This is a genomic window from Stenotrophomonas sp. SMYL8 (genome assembly GCF_036320065.1).
Lineage (GTDB): Bacteria > Pseudomonadota > Gammaproteobacteria > Xanthomonadales > Xanthomonadaceae > Stenotrophomonas > Stenotrophomonas maltophilia_A.
In genome coordinates this window covers 86,047-112,051 of sequence record NZ_JAWIRR010000014.1, presented here as the reverse complement: position 1 = coordinate 112,051, position 26,005 = coordinate 86,047, and the positions used below count along the sequence as shown (strand labels likewise).

Sequence of the window (26,005 nt, the reverse complement as noted above, 5' to 3'; positions counted from 1 at the left end):
CCGTTGCCCCCCGGAAAACGGATCCGACCCCAACCCAAAGCGCGCAGCTGTTGCTGTTGCCTTTGCTTTTGATCTTCTTCTTTCTCTTCCTGCGGTGGCAGCCACAGGAAACTGTCCGTGGCCGGGCGGGTGGGTTGGCTGGGGGCGTGAGCCGCATGGATGCGGCGACCGAGCTTACATGGACGTACTTGCAGCGGCCCCCAGACAATCCACACGCCCGGCCAAACCCAGCTTTACGGAATCCACCGCAGAGGGGGCTGCGCCCGGTGGCCGGGAAACCTCAATACCCCGCCGCCTGCCCATCCTTGCGGCTCTCCGAAGCACCGTAGTAGACCCCGGTCTCGGGATCACGCATGATCGCCTGATACCCGCCATACGGACCATCGGCGAACACGATGCGATGCCCCTTGCGCATCAACGCACGCACTGTTTCATACGGGAAGCCGGTTTCCAGATTCACCTCACCACCGTCGGTCATCGCCGTGGCCTGCCCGGTCGGTTCGGTCGAGCCTTCATGCTGGATGCGCGGTGCATCACCGGCTTCCTGCAGGTTCATGCCGAAATCCACCAGGTTCATCACGATCTGCGCGTGGCCCTGCGGCTGCATCGCGCCCCCCATCACGCCGAAGCTGGCATACGGCTTGCCGCCCTTGGTGATGAACCCCGGGATGATGGTCTGGAAGGGACGCTTGCCCGGCGCGTAGCCGTTGGGATGGTTCTTCTGCAGCACGAACATCTCGCCACGATCCTGCAGGATGAAGCCCAGCCCCGGCGGCGCCATGCCGCTGCCCATGCCGCGGTAGTTGGACTGGATCAGCGACACCATCATGCCGTCGGCGTCGGCCACGGTCATGTAGATGGTGTCGCCTTCTTCCAGCTGCTTCGGCGTGCCCGGCTGCACTTCCTTCAGCGCCTTGTCCATCGAGATCAGCGCGCGGCGCTGTGCGGCGTAGTCCTTGGAAATCAGCTTCTGCACCGGCGCCGGCTGGAACGCCATGTCGGCATAGAAGCGCGCGCGGTCGGCGAAGGCCAGCTTCTTCGCTTCAACGAACAGGTGCACATGCTCCGGTGAACCGAAGGGAATCTTCGAGAAGTCGTAGCCTTCCAGCACGTTGAGGATCTGCAGCGCGGCGATGCCCTGGCTGTTCGGCGGCAGCTCCCACACGTCGTAGCCGCGATAGTTGCTGCTGACCGGTTCAACCCACTCACCGTGGTGGTCGGCCATGTCCTGGTAGCTCAGGTAGCCACCGTTGGCCTTGAAGTAGTCGCCGATGGTGCGGGCGATATCGCCCTTGTAGAAGGCATCACGACCGCCGTCGGCGATTTTCTGCAGCGTGCTGGCCAGATTCGGGTTCTTCCACATCTCGCCCTTGCGCGGGGCATGGCCGTTGATCGTGAACTGTTCCTTGAAGCCCGGGTACTGCGACAGCTTGGGCACCGAGCGGTCCCAGTAGTAGGCGATCACCTCGGCCACCGGATGGCCCTCGCGGGCGTAGCGGATCGCCGGCGCCAGGTTGTCGGCCATCGGCTTGCGGCCGAAGCGGTCGTGCAGCGCGAACCAGCCATCGACTGCGCCGGGCACGGAGACCGGCAGCGGGCCGGTAGCCGGGATGTCCTTCAGGCCACGGCGGTGGAACTCGGCCAGGGTGAGCGACTTCGGCGAGCGGCCCGAGCCGTTGTAGCCGTAGAGCTTCTGCGTCTTCGGGTCCCACACGATGGCGAACAGGTCGCCCCCGATGCCGTTGCCGGTCGGCTCCATCAGGCCGAGCGCGGCGTTGGCGGCAATCGCCGCGTCCACCGCCGAGCCACCGCCCTTCATCACGTCCAGCGCGATCTGGGTGGCCAGCGGCTGCGAGGTGGCGGCCATCGCATGCGGGGCGATCACCTCCGAACGGGTGGCAAAGGTGTGGCCGGTGATGCGGTCGGCGGCAGAAGACAGTGCGGGCACAGCGGCCAGTAGAGCAGCGGCCAGCAGGGAATGGGCAAGGCGTCGGGACACGGTCGGGTTCCGATGGAAGGGTGGTCCCTCGATCTTCGCCGCTGCGGCCTTCACGCGGTATCGGGCAGAGGTCATGGACGTTGATCCTGGGATGGGGTGCGGAAGCTCCGCACCCGCCAAGGCGAAAATCCGCCGGATTCCGCGCAAAAGCCGGCCTGAAAGGAGTGAATTGGGGTTCACCGAAACACTTTCAGCGGCAACCATCCTTGTGCCGCAAGCGATTGCGCTGGATGCACCGGAAACCGATGGAAAATCCGTTGCGAGGGTTGACAGCGCCGAAACGGCTGTGTTTCTCTCGATCACATGTTGCATCACAACACGCCACCGCGAACCCACATCGAAGCCGCCGACATCGGCGCCGCCTCGCTGCGTTCGATTCTTGTGCTCGTACTTATTACCCAACCAACAGGTGCGGGACGAGCCAGCGTGTAAGCAACAAACACACCGGAACTCTTCAAAAACCCGCACCCGCCCCGGTGCGGGTTTTTTCATTTCAGAACCTGGTTTCAGACGCAACCACCATGCACAACGCCGATCGCACAACCCGGACCTGCACCACCGCGACGCCTCGTGGTGGCTGTGCCTGTGCAACGCGCGGCGCCTCCTCCACCGCTTTCCCCTGACCGGCCGGCACGTCACCTCGACGACCGGCCGTTCTTTTTTCTTCCCACCGCAAGGAACCTCCCCCATGAGCACCAACGACCTGCCCCAGACCAAGATCGCCGTCATCGGCTACGGCAGCCAGGGCCGCGCCCACGCGCTGAACCTGCGTGAATCCGGCTTCGATGTGGTGGTAGGCCTGCGTCCGGGCGGCCCGACCGAAGCCAAGGCGCAGGCCGATGGCTTCACCGTGATCGCGCCCGCTGAAGCGGTGAAAGACGCCGACCTGGTCGCCGTGCTGACCCCGGACATGGTGCAGAAGAAGCTCTACAACGACGTGCTGGCGCCGAACATGAAGCAGGGCGCCTGCCTGCTGTTCGCGCATGGCCTGAACGTGCACTACGGCATGATCGAGCCGCGCGCCGACCTGGATGTGGTGCTGGTTGCGCCGAAGGGCCCGGGTGCGCTGGTGCGTCGTGAGTACGAGATCGGGCGCGGCGTACCGTGCATCTGGGCGGTCTACCAGGATGTCAGCGGCAAGGCTGCGCAGCACGCGCAGGCCTATGCGGCCGGCCTCGGCGGCGCTCGCGCCAACCTGATCCAGACCACCTTCAAGGAAGAGACCGAGACCGATCTGTTCGGCGAGCAGGCGGTGCTGTGCGGCGGTGCCTCGGCACTGGTGCAGGCCGGTTTCGAAACCCTGGTCGAAGCCGGTTACCAGCCGGAGATCGCCTATTACGAAGTGCTGCACGAACTGAAGCTGATCGTGGACCTGTTCTACGAAGGCGGCATCTCGCGCATGCTGGAGTTCATCTCCGAGACCGCGCAGTACGGCGACTACGTCAGCGGCCCGCGGGTGATCGACGCCGGCACCAAGGCGCGCATGAAGGAAGTGCTGAAGGACATCCAGGACGGCACCTTCACCAAGAACTGGGTGGCCGAGTACGAAGCGGGCCTGCCGAACTACAACAGGTTCAAGCAGGCCGACCTGGAGCACCCGATCGAGAAGGTAGGCAAGGAACTGCGCGCCAAGATGGTCTGGTTGCAAGGACAGGCCGCGTAACCGCGCGGCCCTCCCCCACCCGCTTTGCAAGGTTCCCCCATGAACTCTTCGACACATCGCAGCGCGCCGCCCAACGGCGCGCGCTGGCTGACCCAGGCGCTGGAGGCCGAAGGCGTCCGTACGCTGTTCGGCTATCCCGGTGGCACCATCATGCCGTTCTACGACGCGCTGGTGGATTCGTCGCTGAAGCACATCCTGGTACGCCATGAGCAGGGCGCGGCGCTGGCCGCCAATGGTTTCGCCCGCGCCAGCAACCAGGTGGGTGTCTGCGTGGCCACCTCTGGCCCGGGCGCCTCCAACCTGGTCACCGGCATTGCCGATGCGATGCTGGATTCGGTACCGATGGTCTGCATCACCGGTCAGGTCGGCACGCCGCTGCTGGGCACCGACGCCTTCCAGGAACTGGATGTGTTCGGTCTGACGATGCCGATCGTCAAGCACAGCTGGCTGGTGCGCAGCGTCGATGACCTGCCGCGCGTGGTCGCCGATGCATTCCGGATCGCCCGCGAAGGCCGGCCCGGCCCGGTGCTGATCGATCTGCCCAAGGACGTGCAGCTGGCCGATGCCGGTCATCTGCCAGCGCACGTGCCGAGCAGCGTCGAGCCGCCACCTGCGCCGGCCGAAGCGGCCATCGCCGAGGCCATCGCCGCACTGGCAGCCGCCGAAAAGCCGGTGGTCTACGCCGGTGGTGGCATCGCGCTGGGCGACGCGGTGCAGGACCTGCGCGACTTCGTCGAGGCCAGTGCCATCCCCACGGTGATGACCCTGCGTGGGCTGGGCGCACTGCCGGCCAACCACCCGCAGTCGCTGGGCATGCTGGGCATGCACGGTACCCGCGCGGCCAACATGGCGGTGCAGGAAAGCGACCTGCTGCTGGTGCTGGGTGCGCGCTTCGATGACCGTGCCACCGGCAAGCTGGCCGAGTTCGCACCGTTCGCCCGCGTCGTCCACATCGACGCCGACGCCTACGAGATCTCCAAGCTGCGCAGCGCCGACGTCGCCGTGCCCGGCAATGTCGGCCACGCCATCCGCGCCCTGCGTGCGGCCTTCCCCTCCCCCAAGGCCCACCAGGACGCCTGGCGCAAGCGCTGTGCACAGCATCGTGATCGTTTCGCTGCGCGTTACGACGCCCCCGGCCAGCATATCTACGCCCCGGCGCTGCTGAAGCGCCTGAGCGAGCTGGCACCGGCCGATGCAGTGATCGCCTGCGATGTCGGCCAGCACCAGATGTGGGTCGCCCAGCACTGCCGTTTCAACCACCCGCGCAATCATCTGACCAGTGGCGCGCTGGGCACCATGGGCTTCGGCCTGCCGGCCGCGATGGGTGCGCAGTTCGCATGCCCCGAGCGCACCGTGGTGCTGGTCTCCGGCGACGGCAGCTTCATGATGAACGTGCAGGAGCTGGCCACCATCGCGCGTTGCCGCCTGCCGGTGAAGATCGTGCTGCTGGACAACAGTTCGCTGGGCATGGTGCGGCAGTGGCAGGAGCTGTTCTTCGCCGAGCGTTACAGCGAGATCGACCTGTCCGACAACCCGGACTTCGTGGCACTGGCGCAGGTGTTCGGCATCGCCGCCACCCGCATCGACAACCGCGACGACGTGGAGGGCGGCCTGGCCGCACTGCTGGCCGAACCAGGCCCGGCGCTGCTGCACGTGGCCATCGATGCACGCGCCAACGTGTGGCCGCTGGTGCCGCCGAACACTGCCAACAGCACGATGCTGGAAAGCAATCCCGCCCACGCCCGCCAGGAGACCCCCAATGCAATACCGGCTTGACCTGGTGCTGCACCCGGCCGAAGGCGCGCTGCTGCGCGTGATCGGCATGGCCGAACGCCGTGGCTTCGCGCCGCGTGCGATCAGTGGTGCGCCGGTGGCCGCCGACGATGGCCGCTGGCACCTGCAGCTGGTGGTGGATGGCCAGCGTCCGGCGGAAACGCTGTGCCGGCAGATCGAGAAGATCTACGACTGCGTGTCCGTGCAGGTCACCGCCGTGGAAGGAGCATCCGTATGAACACCCGTACCGTAGCGACCACGGTGCCGGTACGGAGGCGTCTTCTTCGCCGCCCGTGCCCGCATGCGGCGGTCTTCTGCACTGCGCTGGTGGCCCATGCCGGCCGCTGACACCAGCCAGGAAAGCGATGTCGGCGACGTAAGCGTCGCCGACGTACTGGCGGCGCAGGCTCGTCTGCGCCGCTTCCTGCCGCCCACCCCGCTGCACCATGCCGAACGCTTCGGCACCTGGCTGAAGCTGGAGAACCTGCAGCGCACCGGTTCCTACAAGGTACGCGGCGCATTGAATGCGCTGCTGGCCGGCCGCGAGCGCGGCGACACCCGGCCAGTGATCTGCGCCTCGGCCGGCAACCATGCCCAGGGCGTGGCATGGGCTGCCTATCGCCTGGACGTGCCGGCCATCACCGTGATGCCGCACGGCGCACCGGCCACCAAGATCGCCGGCGTTGCCCACTGGGGCGCGACCGTGCGCCAGCACGGCACCAGCTATGACGAGGCCTACGCCTTCGCGGTTGAACTGGCACAACGCCACGGCTACCGCTTCCTGTCCGCGTTCGACGATGCCGACGTGATCGCCGGCCAGGGCACGGTCGGCATCGAGCTGGCCGCACACGCGCCGGATGTGGTGATCGTGCCGATCGGCGGCGGCGGGCTGGCCTCCGGCGTTGCGTTGGCACTGAAATCGCAGGGCGTCCGCGTCGTTGGCGCGCAGGTGGAAGGCGTCGATTCGATGGCCCGCGCGATCCGCGGTGACGTGCGCGAGATCGCCCCCGTTGCCTCGCTGGCCGACGGCGTGCGGGTGAAGATTCCCGGCTTCCTGACCCGCCGCCTGTGCACCTCGCTGCTGGACGACGTGGTGATCGTGCGCGAAGCCGAACTGCGCGAAACCCTGGTCCGCCTGGCACTGGAAGAACACATCATCGCCGAGGGCGCCGGTGCGCTGGCGCTGGCCGCCGGCCGCCGCGTCGCCGGCCGCCGCAAGTGCGCGGTGGTCTCCGGCGGCAACATCGATGCCGGTGTCCTCGCCGGCCTGCTTACCGACATCCGCCCGCGCCCGCCACGCAAGCCGCGCCGACGGCGCAGTGAAACCCCGCGCTCGCCCGCCAAGGCCAGCGCCACCGCTTCCCACACCTCTTCCCCTTCCCCCCTGCAAGCCGTCGCACCCGCTGTCGAGGAGATTTCCCTGTGACCACCATCGAACGAATTACCACCCCGCGCATCCGCATCTTCGACACCACCCTGCGTGACGGCGAGCAGTCCCCCGGCTGCAGCATGAGCCCGCCGCAGAAACTGGTGATGGCGCGTGCGCTGGACGAACTGGGCGTGGACATCATCGAGACCGGCTTCCCGGCCAGCTCGCAGTCCGACCGCGAGGCGATGGCACTGATCGGCCGCGAACTGCGCCGTCCGAGCCTGACCCTGGCGGTGCTGTCGCGCTGCCTGCAGGCCGACATCGAAACCTCGGCACGTGCGCTGGAGGCCGCTGCCAACCCGCGCCTGCACGTGTTCCTGTCGACCAGCCCGCTGCACCGCGAGCACAAGCTGCGGATGACCCGCGAGCAGGTACTGGAGTCGGTACGCAAGCACGTATCGCTGGCCCGGTCCTACATCGACGATGTCGAATTCTCGGCCGAAGATGCCACCCGCACCGAGCTGGACTACCTGATCGAAGTCGCGCGCGTGGCCATTGCTGCCGGCGCCACCACCATCAACCTGCCCGACACCGTCGGCTTCACCACGCCGGAAGAGATCCGCGCGATGTTCCAGCAGGTCATCGCCGGCGTCGCCGACGTGCCGAATTCCGCCAACGTGATCTTCAGCGCGCATTGCCACAACGACCTGGGCCTGGCCGTGGCCAACTCGCTGGCCGCCATCGAAGGCGGCGCGCGCCAGGTCGAATGCACCATCAACGGCATCGGCGAGCGCGCCGGCAACTGCTCGCTGGAAGAGATCGCGATGGTGCTGAAGGTGCGCCAGGCCTTCTACGAGCAGGACAGTTCGATCAACACCCCGCGCATCGTCGGCACCTCGCAGCTGCTGCAGCGCCTGGTCGGCATGCCGGTACAGCGCAACAAGGCCATCGTCGGTGCCAATGCCTTCGCCCACGAATCGGGCATCCACCAGCACGGCATGCTGCGCCACCGCGGCACCTACGAAATCATGCGTCCGGAAGACGTGGGCTGGGAGGATTCGCAGATGGTGCTGGGCCGCCACAGTGGCCGCGCCGCCGTCGAAGCGCGCCTGCGCGCGCTGGGCTTCTGGCTGGACGAAGACGAACTGAAGCTGGTGTTCGAGCAGTTCAAGGGCCTGTGCGAACAGCAGCGCGTGGTCACCGATGCCGACCTGCAGACGCTGATGCAGGGCGGCTCCAACGCGCAGGGCTATCGCCTGGCGTCGATGACCATCAGCGACGTCGGCAGCCGCGCCAATGCACTGGTCGAACTGTCCGACCCGGACGGCAACCGCGTGGCCGAGACCGCGCAGGGCGATGGCCCGGTCGATGCGCTGTTCGGCGCGCTGTCGGCCGCTACCGGCGTGCAGCTGATGCTGGACAGCTACCACGTGCACAGCGTCGGCATCGGCGCCGATGCGCGCGGCGAAGCCAATCTGAGCGTGCGCCACGAGGGCGTGGAGTACGACGGCACCGGCACCAGCAAGGACATCATCGAAGCCTCCGCGCTGGCCTGGCTGGATGTGGCCAACCGCCTGCTGCGCCAGCGCCAGGCTGCCGCCCACAGCAACACCGACGTTGCCACCCCCGCCACCGCCTGAGGACCCCGCCATGAGCGCCTTCGACACCCCCACCCCGACCAGCGCCGCTGGCCAGCAGTGGAACGCCCAGGATTATGCGATCGACGCCGGCTTCGTGCCGCTGCTCGGCGGCGCGGTATCGCGCCTGCTCGACCCGCGCGCCGGTGAACGCATCCTCGACCTGGGCTGTGGCGATGGCATGCTCAGCACCGAACTGGCGCTCAGTGGCGCACACATCCGCGGTGTGGATGCCTCACCGGAACTGGTGATCGCCGCGCGTGCGCGCGGCGTCGATGCGCAGGTGATGGATGGCCACGCACTGACCTTCGACAACGCATTCGATGCGGTGTTCAGCAACGCAGCACTGCACTGGATGACCAACCCCGATCAGGTGCTGGAAGGCGTGCGCCGCGCGCTGCGCCCCGGCGGCCGCTTCGTCGCCGAGTTCGGCGGCCACGGCAACGTGGCCACGATCATCGCGGCGGTGCAGGCCGCGCGCGTGGCCCACGGCCATGGTGCCAGCGCCTTCCAGTGGTACTTCCCCACTGCCGATGCCTACGCCGATCGCCTGCGCCAGCATGGCTTCCAGGTGCAGCTGATCGAGTGCACACCGCGCCCGACCGCACTGCCGACCGGCGTGGCCGGCTGGCTGCGGGTGTTCGCAGCACCGCTGCTGGACGACCTGCCCGCCGAGGCACGCGCGACCGTGCGCGAGGCCGCCACCGCGCTGCTGGCCCACCTGCCGCGCAACGCCGCCGGCCAGCCGCTGGCCGACTACGTGCGGCTGCGGGTACTTGCCCGTCGCCGCTGACATGATCCATTCGTCATCTTTTCCGATGTCCGCAACTTCGTACTTCTGCCAGGCATACGCATGACCTCCGCACCCCGCACCCTGTACGACAAACTGTGGGACGCCCACGTGGTTGTCCCTGAATCCGACAGCGCGCCCGCCGTGCTGTACATCGACCTGCACCTGATCCACGAGGTGACCTCGCCGCAGGCGTTCACCGAACTGCGCCAACGCGGCCTGTCACCGCGCCGACCGGACCGTACCAAGGCAACGATGGACCACTCCACACCAACCCTGCCGGCCGCCGCCGACGGCACGCTGCCCTACGCCAGCGCCGCCTCCGAAGCCCAGGTCGCCACGCTGGCGCGCAACTGCGCCGAGCACGGCATCGAGTTGTTCGACATGGCCTCGGACAACCGCGGCATCGTCCACGTGATCGCCCCGGAACAGGGGTTCACCCAGCCCGGCATGACCATCGTGTGCGGCGACAGCCACACCTCCACCCATGGTGCGTTCGGCTCGCTGGCCTTCGGCATCGGCACCAGCGAGGTCGGCCACGTGCTGGCCACGCAGTGCCTGCTGCAGCGCAAGGCCAAGACCCTGGCAATCACCGTCGATGGCGTCCTGGCGCCGGGCGTCGGTGCCAAGGATGTGGTCCTGCACATCATCGGCGTGATCGGCGTCAACGGTGGCACCGGCCACGTGATCGAATTCCGCGGCAGCACCATCGAAGCGATGGACATGGAACAGCGCATGACCCTATGCAACATGTCGATCGAGGCCGGCGCACGCGCCGGTATGGTGGCCCCGGACCAGGTCACCTTCGACTTCGTCGCCGCGACCCCGCGCGGACCCAAGGGCGCCGACTTCGACGCTGCCGTGGCGCGCTGGCAGCAGCTGCGCAGCGATGAGGGCGCGCGTTTCGACAGTGAAGTGCACATCGACGCTGCCGACATCCGCCCGACCCTGACCTGGGGCACCCATCCGGGCACCGCCATCGCGGTGGATGCGCCGATTCCAGCGGCCAATGATGCCGCCGCACAGAAGGGCCTGGACTACATGCACTTCCAGGCCGGCAAGGCGCTGGCGGGTACGCCGGTGGATGTGGTGTTCGTCGGTTCGTGCACCAATGGCCGCCTGAGCGACATGCGCGAAGTGGCGCAGGTCCTGCGCGGTCGCCGCGTCGCCGAGCGGGTGCGCATGCTGGTGGTGCCGGGCTCGGAAATCGTCAAGCGCGAGGCCGAGGCCGAAGGTATCCATGAGATCGTACGCGCGGCCGGTGCCGAATGGCGCGAGCCGGGCTGTTCGATGTGCATCGCCATGAACGGCGATCTGGTTGCGCCTGGCCAGCTCGCAGTGAGCACCAGCAACCGCAATTTCGAGGGCCGCCAGGGTCCCGGTTCGCGCACGCTGCTGGCCTCGCCGATGAGCGCGGCGTGGGCCGCGGTGAACGGGCACGTCGCCGATACCCGCGAACTGTTCGCACAGGAGGTGGCGTGATGGCCGGTTTCCGTACCCTGACCTCGGCCAGCGTGGTGCTGCGCCAGACCAACATCGACACCGACCAGATCATCCCGGCCCGGTTCCTGTCCACCACCGAACGCGCCGGCCTCGGCCGCAACGCGTTCAATGACTGGCGCTGGCAGGCCGACGGCTCGCCGGTGGCCGACTTCGCCTTCAACCAGCCGCACAACGCCGGCCGCAGCATCCTGCTGGCGGGCCGCAACTTCGGCTGCGGCTCGTCGCGCGAGCATGCACCGTGGGCACTGACCGACCTGGGCCTGCGCGCCATTGTCAGCAGCGAGATCGCCGACATCTTCCGCGGCAACTCGCTGAAGAACGGCCTGCTGCCGATCGTACTGGACGAAGCCGACGTGCAGGCGCTGATGCAGCGCCCGGACGACGAGCTGACCATCGACGTGGCCGCGCGCGAGCTGCGCACGCCCGATGGGCGCGTCTATTCCTTCCCGCTGGATGGCTTCTCGCAGACCTGCCTGCTGGAAGGCGTCGACCAGTTGGGGTATCTGTTGGGCCGTGTCCCTGAAATCGAACGCTACGAGAGTGAGCATGCACGCTGAAATTGTTGTCCTGCCCGGTGATGGCATCGGCCCGGAAGTGGCCGCCGCGGCAGTCGCCGTCCTGAAGTCTGTCGCCACACGCTTCAACCACACCTTCACCTTCAGCGAGCACGACATCGGTGGCATCGCCATCGACCGCCACGGCGAGCCGCTGCCGGCCTCTACGTTGACCGCCTGCCAAGCCGCCAACGCGGTGCTGCTGGGTGCGGTCGGCGGCCCGAAGTGGTCCGATCCCAACGCCAAGGTGCGCCCGGAACAGGGCCTGCTGGCGATCCGCAAGGCGCTGGGCCTGTATGCCAACCTGCGCCCGGTGCGTACCCACGAAGCCGCAGTGCACGCCTCGCCGATCAAGGCCGAGCTGCTGCAGGGCGTGGACTTCGTGGTGGTACGTGAGCTGACCGGTGGCATCTACTTCGGCGACAAGACCCGCGACGCCGACAGCGCCAGCGACCTGTGCCGCTACACCGTGGCCGAGATCGAACGCGTGCTGCGCAGTGCCTTCCGCCTGGCCCGGCAGCGCCGCGGCAAGGTCACCTCGGTGGACAAGGCCAACGTGCTGGAGACCTCGCGCCTGTGGCGTGACGTGGCCGCGCGCATCGGCCGCGAGGAATTCCCGGACGTTGCACTGGAGCACCAGCTGGTCGATTCCATGGCCATGCACCTGCTGGCCAAGCCGCGCGAGTACGATGTGATCGTCACCGAGAACATGTTCGGCGACATCCTCACCGACGAAGCCTCGATGCTGGCCGGCTCGCTCGGCCTGCTGCCGTCGGCCTCGCTGGGCGAACCCGGTGCGGTCGGCATCTACGAGCCCATCCATGGCTCGGCCCCGGACATCGCTGGCAAGGGCATCGCCAATCCGTACGCGACGATCTTCAGCGCCGCGATGCTGCTGCGCCATTCGCTGGGGCTGGAAGCCGAAGCCGCTGCGGTGGAAGCCGCCGTGCACGCCGTGCTGGATGATGGGGTGTTCACCGCTGATCTGGCAGCCAAGGGCCACGCGGTGAGCACGGCAGCCGCCACCGACGCGGTGCTGGCCAAACTCGCCTGATCCGATAGCGCCACGCCATGCGTGGCGCCTCTCCCTTCGCACATTGCGGGCCGCCCCCCATGGGGTGGCTCTACTGTAGATCCACGCCATGCGTGGATGCGCCATCCGTGCCAACCAAGGTTGGCACCTACCACCGCAGTAGAGCCACGCCCTGCGTGGCTGCGTTACTTGGTGGTGTACCCACCATTGACCAGGATGGTCTGCCCGGTCATCCACCAGCCATCGGTGACCAGGAAACGGATCCACGGCACGATGTCGGCGATGTCGGTCAGGCCGGTGCGGGTGAACGCCGAGAGCGCGGCCGCGGTCTTGTGGTACGCCTGCGCATCGGCACTCTCGGCCGGGTAGAAGAACGGCGTGTCCATCGGGCCCGGCCCGATCGCAGTCACCGAGATTCCGCGCTCACCGAACTCCTTCGACGCGGCGCGGGTGAAATGCTCAACCGGCGCCTTGGTGCCGGCATAGCTGGAATAGAACGGCGTGAACGCACCCAGCAGTGAGGTGACCAGAGTGCAGATGCGGCCACCGTCGTTGACGTGGTGTCCAGCCTCCTTGAGGAAGAAGAACGCGGCCTTGGCATTGACCGCGCTCATCTCGTCGTACTCGGCTTCGCTGATCTCCAGCAGCGGCTTCTTCAGCACCTTGCCGACCGTATTGATGGCGATGTCGGGACGGCCGACTGCGGCCACGGCATCGGCGAACAAGCGCTCCATCGCTGCGGCCGAAGTCAGGTCGCCCTGCAGCGCCACCGCCTTGCTGCCAGCGGCCTGCACGGCGGCGACCGTTGCTTCCGCATCAGCCTGGGTGGCGGCACTGTTGTAGTGGATGACGATGGCTTTGGCGCCCTGGCTGGCGAAGTCGCGGGCGATCAGTCCGCCCAGGTTCTTGGCGCCACCGGCGATCAGCACGGTCTTGCCCTTGAGGGAATGGTCGGTCATGGCGTTTGTCTCAGGAGGGGGCTGCCCGGGGTGGCAACCCTGCCCTGACGACGATATCGTGCAGAAAATGCGGATAAAGCCCGCCACATTGACTTAACTTTCCAGAGTAGGCGAACAATGGACCGGATCGATCGCTTCCGCATCTTCACCCGGGTGGTGGAATGCGCCAGCTTCACCCGCGCCGCCGACCAGCTCGGCCTGCCCCGCTCCACGGTATCGGCGGCCATCGCCGAACTGGAGCAGCGGCTCGGCACCCGCCTGCTGCAGCGATCGACCCGTCGGGTGTCCACCACCCATGATGGGGACGTGTTCCATGCCCGCTGCCTGCGCCTGATCGCCGAGGTTGAAGACGCCGAATCGCTGTTCCGGCAAGACGATGCGCAGCCGGTGGGCCTGCTGAAAATCGATGTGCCCAGCCGGATCGGCCGCCGCATCCTCGCCCCGGCCCTGCCCGACTTCTTCGCGCGCCATCCGCAGGTTGAAGTGGACCTGGGCATGACCGACCGCGCGGTGAACCTGATCGAAGACGGCTGTGATGCGGTGCTGCGGGTCGGCCAGCTGGGTGACTCCAGCCTGGTGGCCCGCATGCTGGGACAGCTCGACTTCGTCAACGTCGCCGCGCCGGCCTACCTGCGCGAACACGGCGTACCGCAGCATCCTGCCGACCTGCAGCAGCACCGCGCGGTGAACTACGCATCGCCGACCACGGCGCGGGTGGAACCGTGGGAATGGCAGGACGGTGGCCAGCTGCGCACGCTGCCGATGCCTGGCTGGGTACGGGTAAACAGCGCCGAGGCCTCGATCGCGTGCTGCGTGGCGGGGCTCGGCCTGCTGCAGATTCCGCGCTACGACGTGCAGGCCGAACTGCAATCCGGTGCGCTGGTGGAAGTGATGCCGCAGTACGTGGCGCAGCCGTTACCGGTGACCTTGCTGCAGCCGCACCGGCAACACCGCGCGCAACGCGTGCAGGTGTTCATCGAATGGCTGCTGCCGGTGCTGCGGAACGGCCTGCAGCTGCAGTAGATCCACGCCATGCGTAGATGCATGCCGCGCAGATCAGTAGATCCACGCCATGCGTGGATGACTGATCCTGGTCCTCCGCAGCCACCCATGGGGTGGCTCTACTGCAGAAACTACCAACCTTGGTGGAAGTGATGCCACAGCACGTGGCGCAACCGCTGCCGGTGACCCTGTTGCAGCCGCATCGGCAGCACCGCGCGCAACGCGTGCAGGTGTTCATTGAATGGCTGCTGCCAGCGCTGCGGAGCGGCCTGCAGCTGCAGTAGATCCACGCCGTGCGTGGATGCACGCATCAGTGCCAACCAAGGTTGGCACCTACCAGGGCGAAGACCCGCTGCGGTAAATCCATGCCATGCGTGGATGCGTGCATCAGTGCCAACCAAGGTTGGCACCTACCAGGGCGAAGACCCGCTGCGGTAAATCCACGCCATGCGTGGATGCGTGCATCAGTGCCAACCAAGGTTGGCACCTACCAGGGCCAAGACCCGCTGCGGTAGATCCACGCCATGCGTGGATGCGTGCATCAGTGCCAACCAAGGTTGGCACCTACCAGGGCAGTGGCCGCCGAACCCGGGGCATTACGCCCCGGATTCGTCCGGCTTGACCCGGAACCACGCGGCGTACAGCGCCGGCAGGAACACCAGGGTCAGCACCGTGCCCACGATCAGGCCACCCATGATCGAAATCGCCATCGAGCCATAGAACGCACTGCGTGACAGCGGAATCATCGCCAGCACCGCCGCCAGCGCGGTCAGCACGATCGGGCGGAAGCGGCGCACCGTCGCGTCGATGATCGAATGCCAGCGGTCATGCCCGGCATCGATGTCCTGCTGGATCTGGTCGATCAGGATCACCGAGTTGCGCATGATCATGCCGGCCAGCGCGATCGTGCCCAGCAGTGCCACGAAGCCGAACGGCGCGCGGAACAGCAGCAGGAACAACGTCGCGCCGATGATGCCCAGCGGCGCGGTCACCAGCACCATCGCCGCACGCGAGAAGCTGCGCAGCTGCAGCATCAGCAGCGTGGCCACCACCACCAGGAACAGCGGCATGCCGGCCTTGATTGAGTTCTGGCCACGTGCCGAATCCTCCACGGTACCGCCGGTTTCCAGCAGGTAGCCATTCGGCAGCTCGGCACGGATGCCATCCAGCGTCGGCAGGATCTGATGCACCACGTCGAGTGGCTGCATGCCATCACTGATGTCGGCGCGCACGGTCACCGTCGGCAGACGGTTACGGTGCCAGATGATGCCATCCTCGAAGCCGTACTCCATCGTCGCCACCTGCGACAGCGTGATGCTGCCGCCGTTGGCGGTCGGCATCGACAGGCTGGACAGCAGCTCCAGCTGGTTGCGCTCATCGGCCGGGCCACGCAGCAGCATCTCGATCTGGCGGTTGCCCTCGCGGTACACGCTCACCGACTGCCCGGCCAGCGAACTGGACAGGAACTGGCTGACCTGGGCACTGCTCACGCCCAGCGCCCGCGCACGCTCCTGGTCGATCACCAGCCGCACCACCTTGCTCGGCTCGCTCCAGTCCAGGTTGACGTTCATCACGTGCGGGTTCTCACGCACCTTGGCTTCGACCTGGCGCGCGATCGCCTGCACCTTCTCGATGTGCTCGCCGGAAATGCGCATCTGCACCGGATAGCCGACCGGCGGGCCGTTCTCCAGGCGGGTCACGCGCATCTGCACGTCCGGGAACTTCGGAATCACCTCGTGCAGCAGCCAGTCACGGGTGCTTTCGCGCGCCTTGATGTCCTTGGCCAGTACCACGAACTGGGCGAAGTTGGTGGCCGGCAGCTGCTGGTCCAGCGGCAGGTAGAAGCGCGGCGAACCGGTGCCCACGTAGGACACGTAGTTGGCGATGCCATCGCGGTTGGACAGCAGCTTCTCCAGCTTCTCGGCCTGGGCCTGGGTCGAGCGCAGCGATGCGCCCTCGGCCAGCTCGATGTCCACCATCAGTTCCGGCCGGGTCGAATCCGGGAAGAACTGCTGCGGCACGAAGCGGAACATCATCAGCGAGAACACGAACAGGGCGATGGTCGCGGCAATCACCCACCAGCGGTGGCGCAGGCAGCCATCGAGGAAGCGACGGAAGCTGCGGTAGAACGGGCGCTGGTACGGATCGTGGTCGTGCCCGTGCAGCGGCGGCGCGATCAGGTTGGCCAGCGCCGGATAGCGGTCGGCCCACTGCTGGCGCTTGGCATGCCAGCGCGCGGACAGGCTGCCCGGCTTCGGCGGCTGCGGATTGAACAGGTCCGGCAGCATCTTGTCGCCCAGGTACGGGATGAACAGCACCGCGGCAATCCACGACACCACCAGTGCGATAGTCACCACCTGGAACAGCGAGCGGGTGTACTCACCCGTGCTCGATGCCGCCGTGGCGATCGGCAGGAAGCCGGCCGCCGTGATCAGCGTACCGGTCAGCATCGGGAACGCGGTCGACTCCCAGGCGAAACTGGCCGCACGCAGGCGGTCGTAGCCCTGCTCCATCTTGGTGGCCATCATCTCCACCGCGATGATCGCATCGTCCACCAGCAGGCCCAGCGCCAGCACCAGCGCGCCCAGCGAGATCTTGTGCAGGCCGATGTCGAAGTAGTGCATGACGAAGAAGGTCATCGCCAGCACCAGCGGGATGGTCACACCTACCACCAGGCCGGTGCGCAGGCCCAGCGAGAAGAAGCTGACCAGCAACACGATCACTACGGCTTCGGTCAGCACCTGCACGAACTCGCCGACCGACTCCTCCACCGACTGCGGCTGATCGGACACCTTGCGCAGCTGCATGCCGGCCGGCAGGGTCTTCTGCAGGCGTTCGAACTCGGCATCGAGGTTGGCGCCGAGCTTGAGGATGTCACCGCCATCCTTCATCGCCACCGCCAGGCCGATGGCCTCTTCGCCCATGAAGCGCATCTTCGGCGACGCCGGGTCGGCGAAGCCGCGCTTGACCTCGGCGATGTCGCCCAGGTGCACGGTGCGGTCACCGGCGCGGATCGGGAACTGGCGGATCGCTTCGATGGCGTTGAACTGGCCGGTCACGCGCAGCTGCACGCGGTCGGTGGCGGTCTCGAAGAAGCTGGTGCCGGTGACCGCATTCTGGTCGGCCAGCGCCTGCTGTACCTGCTGCATCGACACACCCAGCGTGGCCAGGCGGGTGTTGGACAGCTCGATCCACACCTTCTCGTCCTGCAGGCCGACCAGGTCGATCTTGCCGACATCGGGCACGCGCTGCAGTTCCAGCTGGATGCGGTCGGCGTAGTCGCGCATCACCGCGTAGTCGAAGCCCTTGCCGGTCAACGCATAGATGTTGCCGTAGGTGTCGCCGAACTCATCGTTGAAGAACGGACCGAGGATCTCGCGCGGCAGCGTCGCACGGATGTCGCCCACGCGCTTGCGCACCTGGTACCACAGGTCCGGGATCTGCCTGGAACGCAGGCTGTCGCGGGCCATGAAGATGACCTGCGATTCGCCGGGGCGCGAATAGGAGCGGATGAACTCGTACTCGCCGGTGTTCATCAGCGCCTTCTCGATCGGCTCGGTCACCTGCCGCGAGACCTGTTCGGCGGTGGCGCCCGGCCACAGCGTGCGCACCACCATCGCCTTGAAGGTGAACGGTGGATCCTCGGACTGGCCCAGGTGCTTGTACGACCACGCGCCGATCAGCGCGAAGGCCAGCATCGCGAACAGCACCAGGGGGCGGTTGGCCAGCGCCCACTCGGATAGATTGAAGCGGCGCACCGGCTTACTCCTTGGCCTTGGCGGCAGCGGCCGGCGCGGCCGGCTTCAGCACCGGGCGGTTCTGCCGGTCCACGGCGATCACCGGCTGGCCCGCCCGCAGCAGGTGGCCACCGGCGGCAACCACCCAGTCACCCGCGTTCACGCCGGACAGCACCGGCACGGTCTCGCTGCCAAACGCACCGGTGGTGACCGAGGCGGCCTTCAGCGTGCTGTTGGCCGGATCGACCACCCACACGCTGGCGGCACCGTTGGCACCGCGCTGCAGCGCGCCCAGCGGCAGCTGCAGGGTACCGTGGCGACCGGCGCTGCTGTAGACGCGTGCGCTCTGGCCCAGTTCGACATCGGCCAGCGCATCGGCGGCCAGGCTGACGCGGGTGGCATAGGTGCGTGCCTGCGGATCGGCGGCGGCGGCGATCTCGCGGATCGTACCGGGCAGGCGCTGGCCCGGTCGGTTCCACAGTTCCACCTCGACCGGCTGGCCGACCGCGTAGTCGCGGATGGTCGCCTCGGGCAGGTCGATCAGCACTTCGCGGCCGCCATCGGCGGCCAGGTTGAAGATGGTCTGGCCGGCGGACACCACCTGCCCGGCTTCGGCCTCGCGGCTGGCGATCACGCCATCGGCCGGCGCGCGCAGCTGCGCGTAGTCGGCCTGGTTGCGCAGCACATCGAGGTTGGCGCGGGCCGCGTTGGCCTGGCCCTGCGCGGCCTTGAACGCCGCGGACTGCTGGTCCAGCTGCGAGCGGCTGACCAGTTGCTGGTCGGCCAGCACTTGGTAGCGCTTCAGGTCATCGCGGGCACGCACCAGGTCGGCCTCGGCCGCAGCCAGCTGCGCCTGTGAGGCACGGGCCTGCAGCGCGAAGTCAGCCACGTCCAGTTCGGCCAGCACGTCGCCCTTCTTCACCCGCTGGCCGGCATCGACGTGGCGCTTGACCAGGTTGCCTCCGACGCGGAACGACAGCGGGCTTTCCTGACGGGCACGCACCGTGCCCGGGAATGCCGCCGGCGCCTGTCCGGCCTGTTCGCCGGGGTGAACCACCAGTACCGGCACGGCCGCCTGCGGCGCCTGTTCCTGTCCCGAACAGGCTGCCAGCGCAGCCACCCACACCATACCGCCCATCCAGCGCACGATCTTCATCGGTCAACGTCCTGAAAACGCAGGGTTGCAACAAGGGGGAGCCGCGACTGCCGGCCCAATTTAATAAACCGGCCGGTATAGTATAAATATCGAACCGCTTGGTCTAGTATTGTTGCGATGAGTTCTTCCACTTCCCGCAAGCCGTCGGCCAAGCCCGCTGCCAAGGCCGCCGGACCCGGGCGCCCCAAGGATCTGGGCAAGCGCGCGGCGATCCTTGAAGCAGCCAAGGTACTGTTCATCGAACAGGGGTATACCGGCGTGAGCATGGACGCCATTGCCGCCCAGGCCGGCGTCTCGAAGCTGACCGTGTACAGCCACTTCGGCGACAAGGAGACCCTGTTCTCCGAGGCCGTGCAGTCAAAGTGCATTGAAATGCTGCCCGATGCCCTGTTCGTGGCCGACGCGGACGGCCCGCTGCGCGACCAGCTGATCGGCATCGGCCTGGCCTTCTTCGAACTGATCACTTCCGATGCGGCGATCTCGATCCAGCGCATGATGATGGCGCCGGAGACCGACGAACGCCTGCGCGAGCTGTTCTGGCAGGCCGGCCCGGAGCGTACCTGCGAGGCTCTGGCCGACTTCCTGCGCGCGCGCGGTGAACGCGGCGAGCTGGACATCCCCGACTATTACCTGGCCGGTCAGCAGTTCCTGACGCTGGTCAAGGGCGAAGTGCACATGCATATGATGTGCGGCATGCCACTGTCACCGGTGGAGTGCGACCCTCTTGCCCATGTGACCGCCAGCATCGACTTCTTCCTGCGCGCCTATGCGCCGCGAGGGGCCGGGACGGCTGAATAACCAAAACTGAACAAACCGGAGGTCGCGATGACTTCCGGCACTGCGACCCCGGCCACCCGGCAGCTGATGCTCTGGGCGCGCCGCCGGCCTCCGGCACCGGTAAAATGGCCGGCCCACTGCGCTGGATTTGAACCTCATGACGATTGATTACGCCCACGCCCGCGAACTGATGGTGGAACAGCAGATCCGTCCCTGGGACGTGCTGGACATCAAGGTGCTCGACGTCCTGGCCCGCCTGCCGCGCGAGGCCTTTGTCGCCGATGCACACCGGGCACTGGCCTACGCCGATGTCGAACTGCCGATCGGCCATGGCCAGAAGATGATGAAGCCGGTCATCGAGGGCCGTACCCTGCAGGCGCTGGACCTGCAGCCGGGTGACGAAGTGCTGGAGATCGGCACCGGCAGCGGCTTCCTGGCAGCCTGCATCGGCGCGCTGGCGCGCGACGTGCTGAGCCTGGAGATCGACCCGGAGCTGGCTGCCGCCGCACGTGCGCGCCTGGATGCTTCCGGCCTGGGCACCAACGTCCGCGTGGAAGTGGCTGACGCCCTGTCCTGGCAGACCGAACGCCGCTTTGACGTGATCTGTGTCACTGGTGCGGTCGACGTGGTGCCGTCACAGTTCGCCTCGTGGCTGCGTCCGGGTGGTCGCCTGTTCGTGATCCACGGCCGCTCGCCGGCGATGGAGGCCCTGCTGGTCAAGGCCGACGGCAGCAGCGAGTCCCTGTTCGAGACCGATATCGATTACCTGCGCGGTGCCGCCCCGGCACCCCAGTTCCACCTCTGAGTCCAAGGAAGCCGCAATGATCCGCCGATCCCTCGCTGTTGCGCTGGCCACTGCCCTGCTGCCGTTGTCCGCCCATGCCGCCGACCTGCTGCAGGTCTACGAGATGGCCCGCAACGGCGATCCGCAGCTGTCGGCTGCCGAATCGACCCGGCTGTACGACAAGGAAGGCGCCGTGCAGGCGCGCGCTGCCCTGCTGCCGCAGATCGACGGCACAGCCACGCTGAACCGCTCGCGCAGCGAAGCCGACCATGACGCCAACTCCGGCACTGTCACCAGCAAGCGCCGCAACTACACGATCAACGGCAGCCAGACGCTGTTCAACTGGACCCAGATCAACAACCTGCGTTCGCAGCGCGAGCTGAGCAAGGCGGCGGATTTCACCCTCGATTCGGCCAACGACAGCCTGATCGTGCGCACCTCGGCAGCCTATTTCAACGTGCTGGTGGCGATCGAATCGCTGAACGCCGCACAGACCAATGAAGCGGCCGCGAAGAAGCAGTTCGACTTCGCCGACAAGCGCCTGGAAGTGGGCCTGGCGCCGATCACCGACGTGCACGAAGCACGCGCCCAGTACGACCAGGCGCGTGCCAACACCATCGTTGCGCAGAACACCCTGGCCGATAACTACCAAGCCCTGACCGAACTGACCGGCCAGCCGGTGGTGAACCTGCGCGGCCTGCCGGCGGACTTCCGCCCGGAAGTGCCGGCCAACCGTGGCAACATCGATGAGCTGGTGCACCAGGCCACCAACCAGAATCCGGCACTGAAGGCACAGGAACTGAAGGTCAGCGCCGCCGAGGCCGGCGTGCAGGCCGCACGTGGTGGCCACTACCCGACCCTGTCGCTGGGCGGCAGCTGGGGCAAGACCGCCACCTGGGGCGACAGCACCGGTGCTGGCTCGTTGTCGCCGGATGCACGCACCAACAGCATCGGGCTGACCCTGAGCGTGCCGATCTTCGCCGGCGGTGCCACCCAGTCGGGCGTGCGCCAGGCGCTGGCCCAGCGTGACATCGCCCAGGACGGCTACGAACAGCAGAAGCGCGCCCTGGACCGCAACACCCGCAATGCCTACCAGACCCTGGTGCAGGGCATCAGCGAAGTGGAAGCCCGTCGCCTGGCGGTCGTTTCGGCACAGAGCGCCTACGACGCGTCGCAGGTTGGCCTGGAAGTCGGTACCCGTACCGTGCTGGACGTGATCCAGAACCAGCGCATCCTGTTCTCGGCGCAGCTGGACTACGCCCAGGCCCGCTATACCTTCCTGCAGAACCGCCTGCTGCTGAGCCAGTCGCTGGGTGCGCTGGACGTGGCCGAGCTGCAGGACGTGAACCGCCTGCTGACCCAGGACGCGGGCAACCCGTCGACGACCACGCACTGAGTCGTCGCCCTGCCGGCAACGAAGAAGCCACCTGGGAGGGTGGCTTTTTTGTGGGCAGCGCGTACGGCCCCACCCAGACATGGCGCAGATCCGCCGGCCGTCAGCCCGGCCACGCGCCTGCCCGCTCCACTGCGGCCAGCACGCACAGCGCCGCGGCCAGGGGCGCAAGCACCATCGCAGCACCCGGCATCGGCGCGCGCACACGCAGTACTGCCAGGCACAAAGCCGCCATCACCAGCAGGGTTGCCGGACCTGGCAGCACCGGCAATGCATCGACGGGCGTTCCCAACGCCAGCAGCGCCGCCAGCACCACGGTAACCGGTATCAGCCGTGTCCGGAACCCGGGCGCTTCATCCACGGCCACAGGCCAGAGCTGCGCTGCCAGCTGTGTGGCCAACGACAACAGCACCAGCAGCAGTGCTGCCAGCCCAGCCATGCCCGCCAGCGGCAGCAACGGCAGCAGCCACTGCAACTGCGGATGGCCCTGCAATGCCACCGACAACGGCCGCGTACCGGCCAATGCCGGGAACTCGACCAGGCCGGCCTGCAACGCCGCCAGCACGATCAGCAGCAGCATTGCCAGCAGCAGCGCGGCCGCCAGCAGCCCTGGTGACCGCGCACGCACCTGCGGGCCACGCCCAGGAAACCCCAATGCCAGACCCACACTGGCAAACACCGCCAGCAAGGGCACGCTTGCCGCCAGCACCCCGCCGGGTCCGAACCGATAGGGCGCGGTGGCGTCCGGCAGCCACGGGATCCAGTTCGCGTAGTGCACGTGGCGGACCGCCAGCGCCAGCAGCAACAGCCCAACACCGATCTTCGCCGTCAACAGCACGCAGACCATCAGCGCGATGCGACGCGGAGGCAGCAACACGAACGCACCCAGCACCAGCAGGCTGGTGACAGCCATCACCGGATCCGGCAATGCGCTGCCGGTTTCAATACCGCGACTGGCAAACACCACACGCGCGTGGCCCGCCATGGACTGCGCCACGCCGGCGCTGGTCACCACCAGCTCCAGCAGCAGCACAGCACCCAGCAGGCGCGCGACTGCCGTGCCCCAGGCGGCCCGCAGCGGGCCGTACAGGCCATCGGCTTCCGGCTGCTGCTGGTTCAGCACGTGCAGGCAATACAGCATCGGCGCTGTGCCCAGTGCGGCCAGCAGCAGACTCAGTACGATGGCCGGGCCGGCCTGGGCGGCGGTGTACTGGCCGACCAGGGCGATCACGCTGCCCCCCAGCAACAAGGTCAACGCCACCAACGCGAAGTGATCCATTCCCAGCAGCGCGTGCCGGCCACGGCGGTTGTCGCTGTCCATCGCAAGCCCTCTTGATTCCGCCCATGCGCGGTCGACAGCAGGCTGGCAGCCTGCGCCAAAGGGCGGTATCAGAATCCGTACCGTGCGCATCGCGATGTGACCACAAACACGTTCGCAGCCACGCATCCGGTCCTGCTGCGACAGGAATCCGGTTGCTAAGCAGAATTGATGCAGTCGATCACGTCAGTCGGTCCACGTAGTGTCCGCCCTGGCGGTGTTGCTGCCCGGCTCAGCTGCGCGGCGGCGGCAGATGTGGCGCGACCAGCGCCAACGTGCGCTGCAGGGCACCGCGGCCATTGCTGACCAGCGTGCATCCAGCACGGGCCATGTCCTCGCGCGCCGCTGCGTCGCCCAGCAGGTGCTGCAGCAGGTCACCTACCGCCTGCACGTCCTCGCCGATCAGCAAGGCACCGGCCTCACGCATGCGCCGTGAGATCTCGGCGAAGTTGTGCAGGTGCGGACCGGTCACAGCGGCAGTGCCCATCGCCGCCGGTTCCAGCAGATTGTGGCCACCAATCGGCTGCAGGCTGCCGCCGACGAAAGCGACCTGCGCGCAGGCATAGAACGGCATCAGCTCGCCCAGGGTGTCGATGACGAATACATCCGTGCCGGCCTCCGGCCATTGCTTCGCGCGACGGGTCGTCACGTTCCAGCCCTGCTCGCGCGCCAGCGCCTCCACCTTCGGGAAGCGCTCGGGGTGCCGCGGCGCCCACAGCAACAACAGGTCGGGGTGCTGCTGGCGCAGGCGCCGATGCAGGTCGATCACCGCCTGCTCCTCACCATCGTGGGTACTGGCCGCGATCCACACCGGGCGCCCGGCGGGCACGCAGGCGTGGAACTGCTCGACGAAGCCCTGCACATCCGGCGTGGCGATATCGAACTTGAGGTTGCCCAGCGCCTGCACCTGTTCACGCGCAGCACCCAGCTGCACGAAGCGCTCGGCGTCGTCCTGCGACTGCGCGGCCACGCAGGTGACCGTGCGCAGCGCACGGCGGATCAGCGCCGCCAGCACCCGGTAACCGCGCAGCGAACGCGCGGACAGGCGGGCGTTGAGGATGTAGACCGGGATGCGACGGTCGCGGCAGCCGAACAGCATGTTCGGCCACAGCTCGGTTTCCAGGATCAGTGCAAGGCTGGGCTGGAAATGGCCGAGGAAGCGGTTGACGCTGCCCGGTACGTCGTACGGCAGATAGACATGGTCCAGCGCGTCTCCCCACAGCGCGCGCACGCGCTCCGAGCCGGTCGGGGTGATGGTGGTGATGACCCAGCGGATGTCCGGACGCTGCTGGCGCAGGGCATTCACCAGCGGCGCGGCGGCATTGACCTCGCCCACCGAGACCGCGTGCAGCCAGACCCGCGGCTGGCCGGTCGGCTGCGGATACGAGGCATAACGCTCGTCCCAGCGCCGGAAGTATTCACGGACCCGGAAACCGCGCCAGACCAGGTGGTACACGGTGATCGGCAGCAGGATGTAGAGCACGGCCGAGTACAGGCCGCGCAGGATCCATTCGACAGGGTCTTTACGCATGCGGCAAGGATACGGGAGCCCCCCGGGAAAGACACGCAGCCGGGTTGGTAGAATGGCGCCATGTCCGATGCCACCACCGCCGTCCGCCCGTCGCTGCGCGATCCCCGCAACTGGCCGATGTTCGCCGCCATGCTCGGCGCCTTCGCCATCGCCCGCCTGCCGTGGATGCTGCAGCGTGCGCTCGGCCGTGGCGTCGGCTGGATCAGCTGGCGCCTGCTCGGCAGCCGCCGTCGCGCCGCCGAGGTCAACCTGCAGCTGTGCTTCCCGGAGAAGGACGAAGCCTGGCGCCAGCGCCTGGTGCGCGACAGCTTCGACGCGCTGGGCGTGGGCGTGCTCGAGTGCATCCGCGCCTGGTGGGGCAGCATCGACCGCATCCGCCCGCAGGTGAAGATCGAAGGCCTCGAGCATCTGCGGCAGATGCAGGCCGAATGCCGCGGCGTGCTGCTGGTCTCCGGCCACTTCATGACCCTGGAGATGTGCGGCCGCCTGCTGTGCGACTACGTCGATCTTTCAGGCATGTACCGCAAGCACAAGAACCCGGTGTACGAGTGGGCGGTGAAGTTCGGCCGCCTGCGTTATGCCAAGGCGATGTTCGCCAACGAGGACATCCGCGCGACCGTGCGCCACCTGAAGAAGGGCGGCTTCCTCTGGTATGCGCCGGATCAGGACATGCGTGGCAAGGACACCGTGTTCGTGCCGTTCTTCGGCCATACCGCATCCACCATTACCGCCACCCACCAGCTGGCGCGGATGACCGGCTGCGCGGTGATTCCGTACTTCCACCGCCGCGAGGGCGGGAAGTACTTCCTGAAGATCGGCGCACCGCTGGAGAATTTCCCCAGCGAGGATGTGGAAGCCGATACCACGCGGGTCAACCAGGCCATCGAAGAAATGGTGCGCGAAGCCCCGGACCAGTACCTGTGGATCCATCGGCGGTTCAAGCGCCAGCCGGGCGGGCGGAGCGATTTCTACAAGTAGCGGTGGGAGGGATGGCTTCATCCACGCATGGCGTGGATCTACTGCCTTG

20 protein-coding genes and 1 pseudogene are annotated in these 26,005 nt (G+C 67.3%); 15 read left to right on the top strand and 6 right to left on the bottom strand.

Annotated features, from left to right (window positions below):
• Nucleotides 1–280: 280 nt before the first annotated feature.
• The gene (gene ggt / locus V3B25_RS13095) at nt 281–2,074 is read right to left on the bottom strand and encodes a gamma-glutamyltransferase (protein WP_329810818.1); all 1,794 of its coding nucleotides are present in this window, start codon (nt 2,072–2,074) and stop codon (nt 281–283) included.
• Between the two features lie 613 nt (nt 2,075–2,687).
• Here ggt and ilvC point away from each other — a divergent pair.
• The 9 genes from ilvC (at nt 2,688) to leuB (ending at nt 12,342) form a co-directional block, all read left to right on the top strand.
• A complete protein-coding gene (ilvC, locus tag V3B25_RS13090) occupies nt 2,688–3,662 on the top strand; it encodes a ketol-acid reductoisomerase (RefSeq protein WP_032130453.1) in 975 nt (324 codons plus the stop codon).
• A gap of 39 nt (nt 3,663–3,701) precedes the next feature.
• The gene (ilvG, locus tag V3B25_RS13085; protein ID WP_201117272.1) at nt 3,702–5,438 is read left to right on the top strand and encodes an acetolactate synthase 2 catalytic subunit; all 1,737 of its coding nucleotides are present in this window, start codon (nt 3,702–3,704) and stop codon (nt 5,436–5,438) included.
• Nucleotides 5,422–5,673: an ACT domain-containing protein gene (locus tag V3B25_RS13080; RefSeq protein ID WP_014038403.1), complete on the top strand. Its 252-nt coding sequence runs from the start codon at nt 5,422–5,424 to the stop codon at nt 5,671–5,673. Before ilvG ends, V3B25_RS13080 begins: the two co-directional genes overlap by 17 nt.
• A 96-nt stretch (nt 5,674–5,769) precedes the next feature.
• Entirely contained in the window at nt 5,770–6,861 is a 1,092-nt protein-coding gene (locus tag V3B25_RS13075; RefSeq protein ID WP_329810817.1) for a threonine dehydratase, read from the top strand.
• Entirely contained in the window at nt 6,858–8,444 is a 1,587-nt protein-coding gene (locus V3B25_RS13070) for a 2-isopropylmalate synthase (protein WP_071228154.1), read from the top strand. The genes V3B25_RS13075 and V3B25_RS13070 overlap by 4 nt, the downstream gene beginning before the upstream one ends.
• Nucleotides 8,445–8,454: 10 nt before the next feature.
• Nucleotides 8,455–9,234, top strand: a complete 780-nt coding sequence (locus tag V3B25_RS13065) for a methyltransferase domain-containing protein (RefSeq protein WP_329810816.1) — start codon at nt 8,455–8,457, stop codon at nt 9,232–9,234.
• A 60-nt stretch (nt 9,235–9,294) separates the two neighbouring features.
• A complete protein-coding gene (gene leuC, locus V3B25_RS13060; protein WP_329810815.1) occupies nt 9,295–10,713 on the top strand; it encodes a 3-isopropylmalate dehydratase large subunit in 1,419 nt (472 codons plus the stop codon).
• A complete protein-coding gene (leuD, locus tag V3B25_RS13055) occupies nt 10,713–11,291 on the top strand; it encodes a 3-isopropylmalate dehydratase small subunit (RefSeq protein WP_005410953.1) in 579 nt (192 codons plus the stop codon). Before leuC ends, leuD begins: the two co-directional genes overlap by 1 nt.
• Nucleotides 11,281–12,342 (top strand): 3-isopropylmalate dehydrogenase, encoded by a 1,062-nt coding sequence (leuB, locus tag V3B25_RS13050; RefSeq protein ID WP_049421758.1) that lies wholly within the window; start codon nt 11,281–11,283, stop codon nt 12,340–12,342. The genes leuD and leuB overlap by 11 nt, the downstream gene beginning before the upstream one ends.
• A gap of 164 nt (nt 12,343–12,506) precedes the next feature.
• Here leuB and V3B25_RS13045 read toward each other — a convergent pair whose 3' ends face one another.
• Nucleotides 12,507–13,280, bottom strand: a complete 774-nt coding sequence (locus V3B25_RS13045) for an SDR family oxidoreductase (RefSeq protein WP_049421759.1) — start codon at nt 13,278–13,280, stop codon at nt 12,507–12,509.
• A gap of 117 nt (nt 13,281–13,397) precedes the next feature.
• Here V3B25_RS13045 and V3B25_RS13040 point away from each other — a divergent pair, with 117 nt between their 5' ends.
• Both V3B25_RS13040 and V3B25_RS13035 read left to right on the top strand, forming a co-directional pair.
• Complete coding sequence (locus V3B25_RS13040; RefSeq protein WP_049421761.1) at nt 13,398–14,303, top strand: LysR family transcriptional regulator; 906 nt, start codon at nt 13,398–13,400, stop codon at nt 14,301–14,303.
• Between the two features lie 119 nt (nt 14,304–14,422).
• Nucleotides 14,423–14,566, top strand: a pseudogene (locus tag V3B25_RS13035) (LysR family transcriptional regulator); the annotation flags it as partial.
• Between the two features lie 312 nt (nt 14,567–14,878).
• Here V3B25_RS13035 and V3B25_RS13030 read toward each other — a convergent pair.
• Together V3B25_RS13030 and V3B25_RS13025 are read right to left on the bottom strand one after the other, a co-directional pair.
• Nucleotides 14,879–18,040, bottom strand: coding sequence for an efflux RND transporter permease subunit (locus V3B25_RS13030; protein ID WP_329810814.1), 3,162 nt, complete (start codon nt 18,038–18,040; stop codon nt 14,879–14,881).
• 4 nt (nt 18,041–18,044) lie between these two features.
• The gene (locus tag V3B25_RS13025; RefSeq protein WP_005410958.1) at nt 18,045–19,175 is read right to left on the bottom strand and encodes an efflux RND transporter periplasmic adaptor subunit; all 1,131 of its coding nucleotides are present in this window, start codon (nt 19,173–19,175) and stop codon (nt 18,045–18,047) included.
• Between the two features lie 117 nt (nt 19,176–19,292).
• Here V3B25_RS13025 and V3B25_RS13020 point away from each other — a divergent pair, with 117 nt between their 5' ends.
• The 3 genes from V3B25_RS13020 to V3B25_RS13010 all read left to right on the top strand — a co-directional run bounded on the left by V3B25_RS13020 (nt 19,293) and on the right by V3B25_RS13010 (nt 22,132).
• Nucleotides 19,293–19,973 (top strand): TetR/AcrR family transcriptional regulator, encoded by a 681-nt coding sequence (locus tag V3B25_RS13020; RefSeq protein ID WP_049421766.1) that lies wholly within the window; start codon nt 19,293–19,295, stop codon nt 19,971–19,973.
• 136 nt (nt 19,974–20,109) lie between these two features.
• A complete protein-coding gene (locus V3B25_RS13015; protein WP_049421767.1) occupies nt 20,110–20,757 on the top strand; it encodes a protein-L-isoaspartate O-methyltransferase in 648 nt (215 codons plus the stop codon).
• Between the two features lie 16 nt (nt 20,758–20,773).
• On the top strand, nt 20,774–22,132 hold the full coding sequence (locus V3B25_RS13010; RefSeq protein ID WP_049421769.1) for a TolC family outer membrane protein: 1,359 nt from the start codon (nt 20,774–20,776) through the stop codon (nt 22,130–22,132).
• 100 nt (nt 22,133–22,232) lie between these two features.
• Here the strand turns inward: V3B25_RS13010 and V3B25_RS13005 are convergent, their stop codons facing one another.
• Both V3B25_RS13005 and waaA read right to left on the bottom strand, forming a co-directional pair.
• Nucleotides 22,233–23,450 (bottom strand): hypothetical protein, encoded by a 1,218-nt coding sequence (locus V3B25_RS13005; RefSeq protein WP_049421771.1) that lies wholly within the window; start codon nt 23,448–23,450, stop codon nt 22,233–22,235.
• Between the two features lie 229 nt (nt 23,451–23,679).
• Entirely contained in the window at nt 23,680–24,978 is a 1,299-nt protein-coding gene (gene waaA / locus V3B25_RS13000; RefSeq protein ID WP_049398381.1) for a lipid IV(A) 3-deoxy-D-manno-octulosonic acid transferase, read from the bottom strand.
• A gap of 60 nt (nt 24,979–25,038) precedes the next feature.
• On the opposite strand from waaA, the gene V3B25_RS12995 reads away from it, so the two are divergent.
• A complete protein-coding gene (locus V3B25_RS12995) occupies nt 25,039–25,956 on the top strand; it encodes an LpxL/LpxP family Kdo(2)-lipid IV(A) lauroyl/palmitoleoyl acyltransferase (protein WP_329810813.1) in 918 nt (305 codons plus the stop codon).
• Nucleotides 25,957–26,005: the final 49 nt, after the last annotated feature.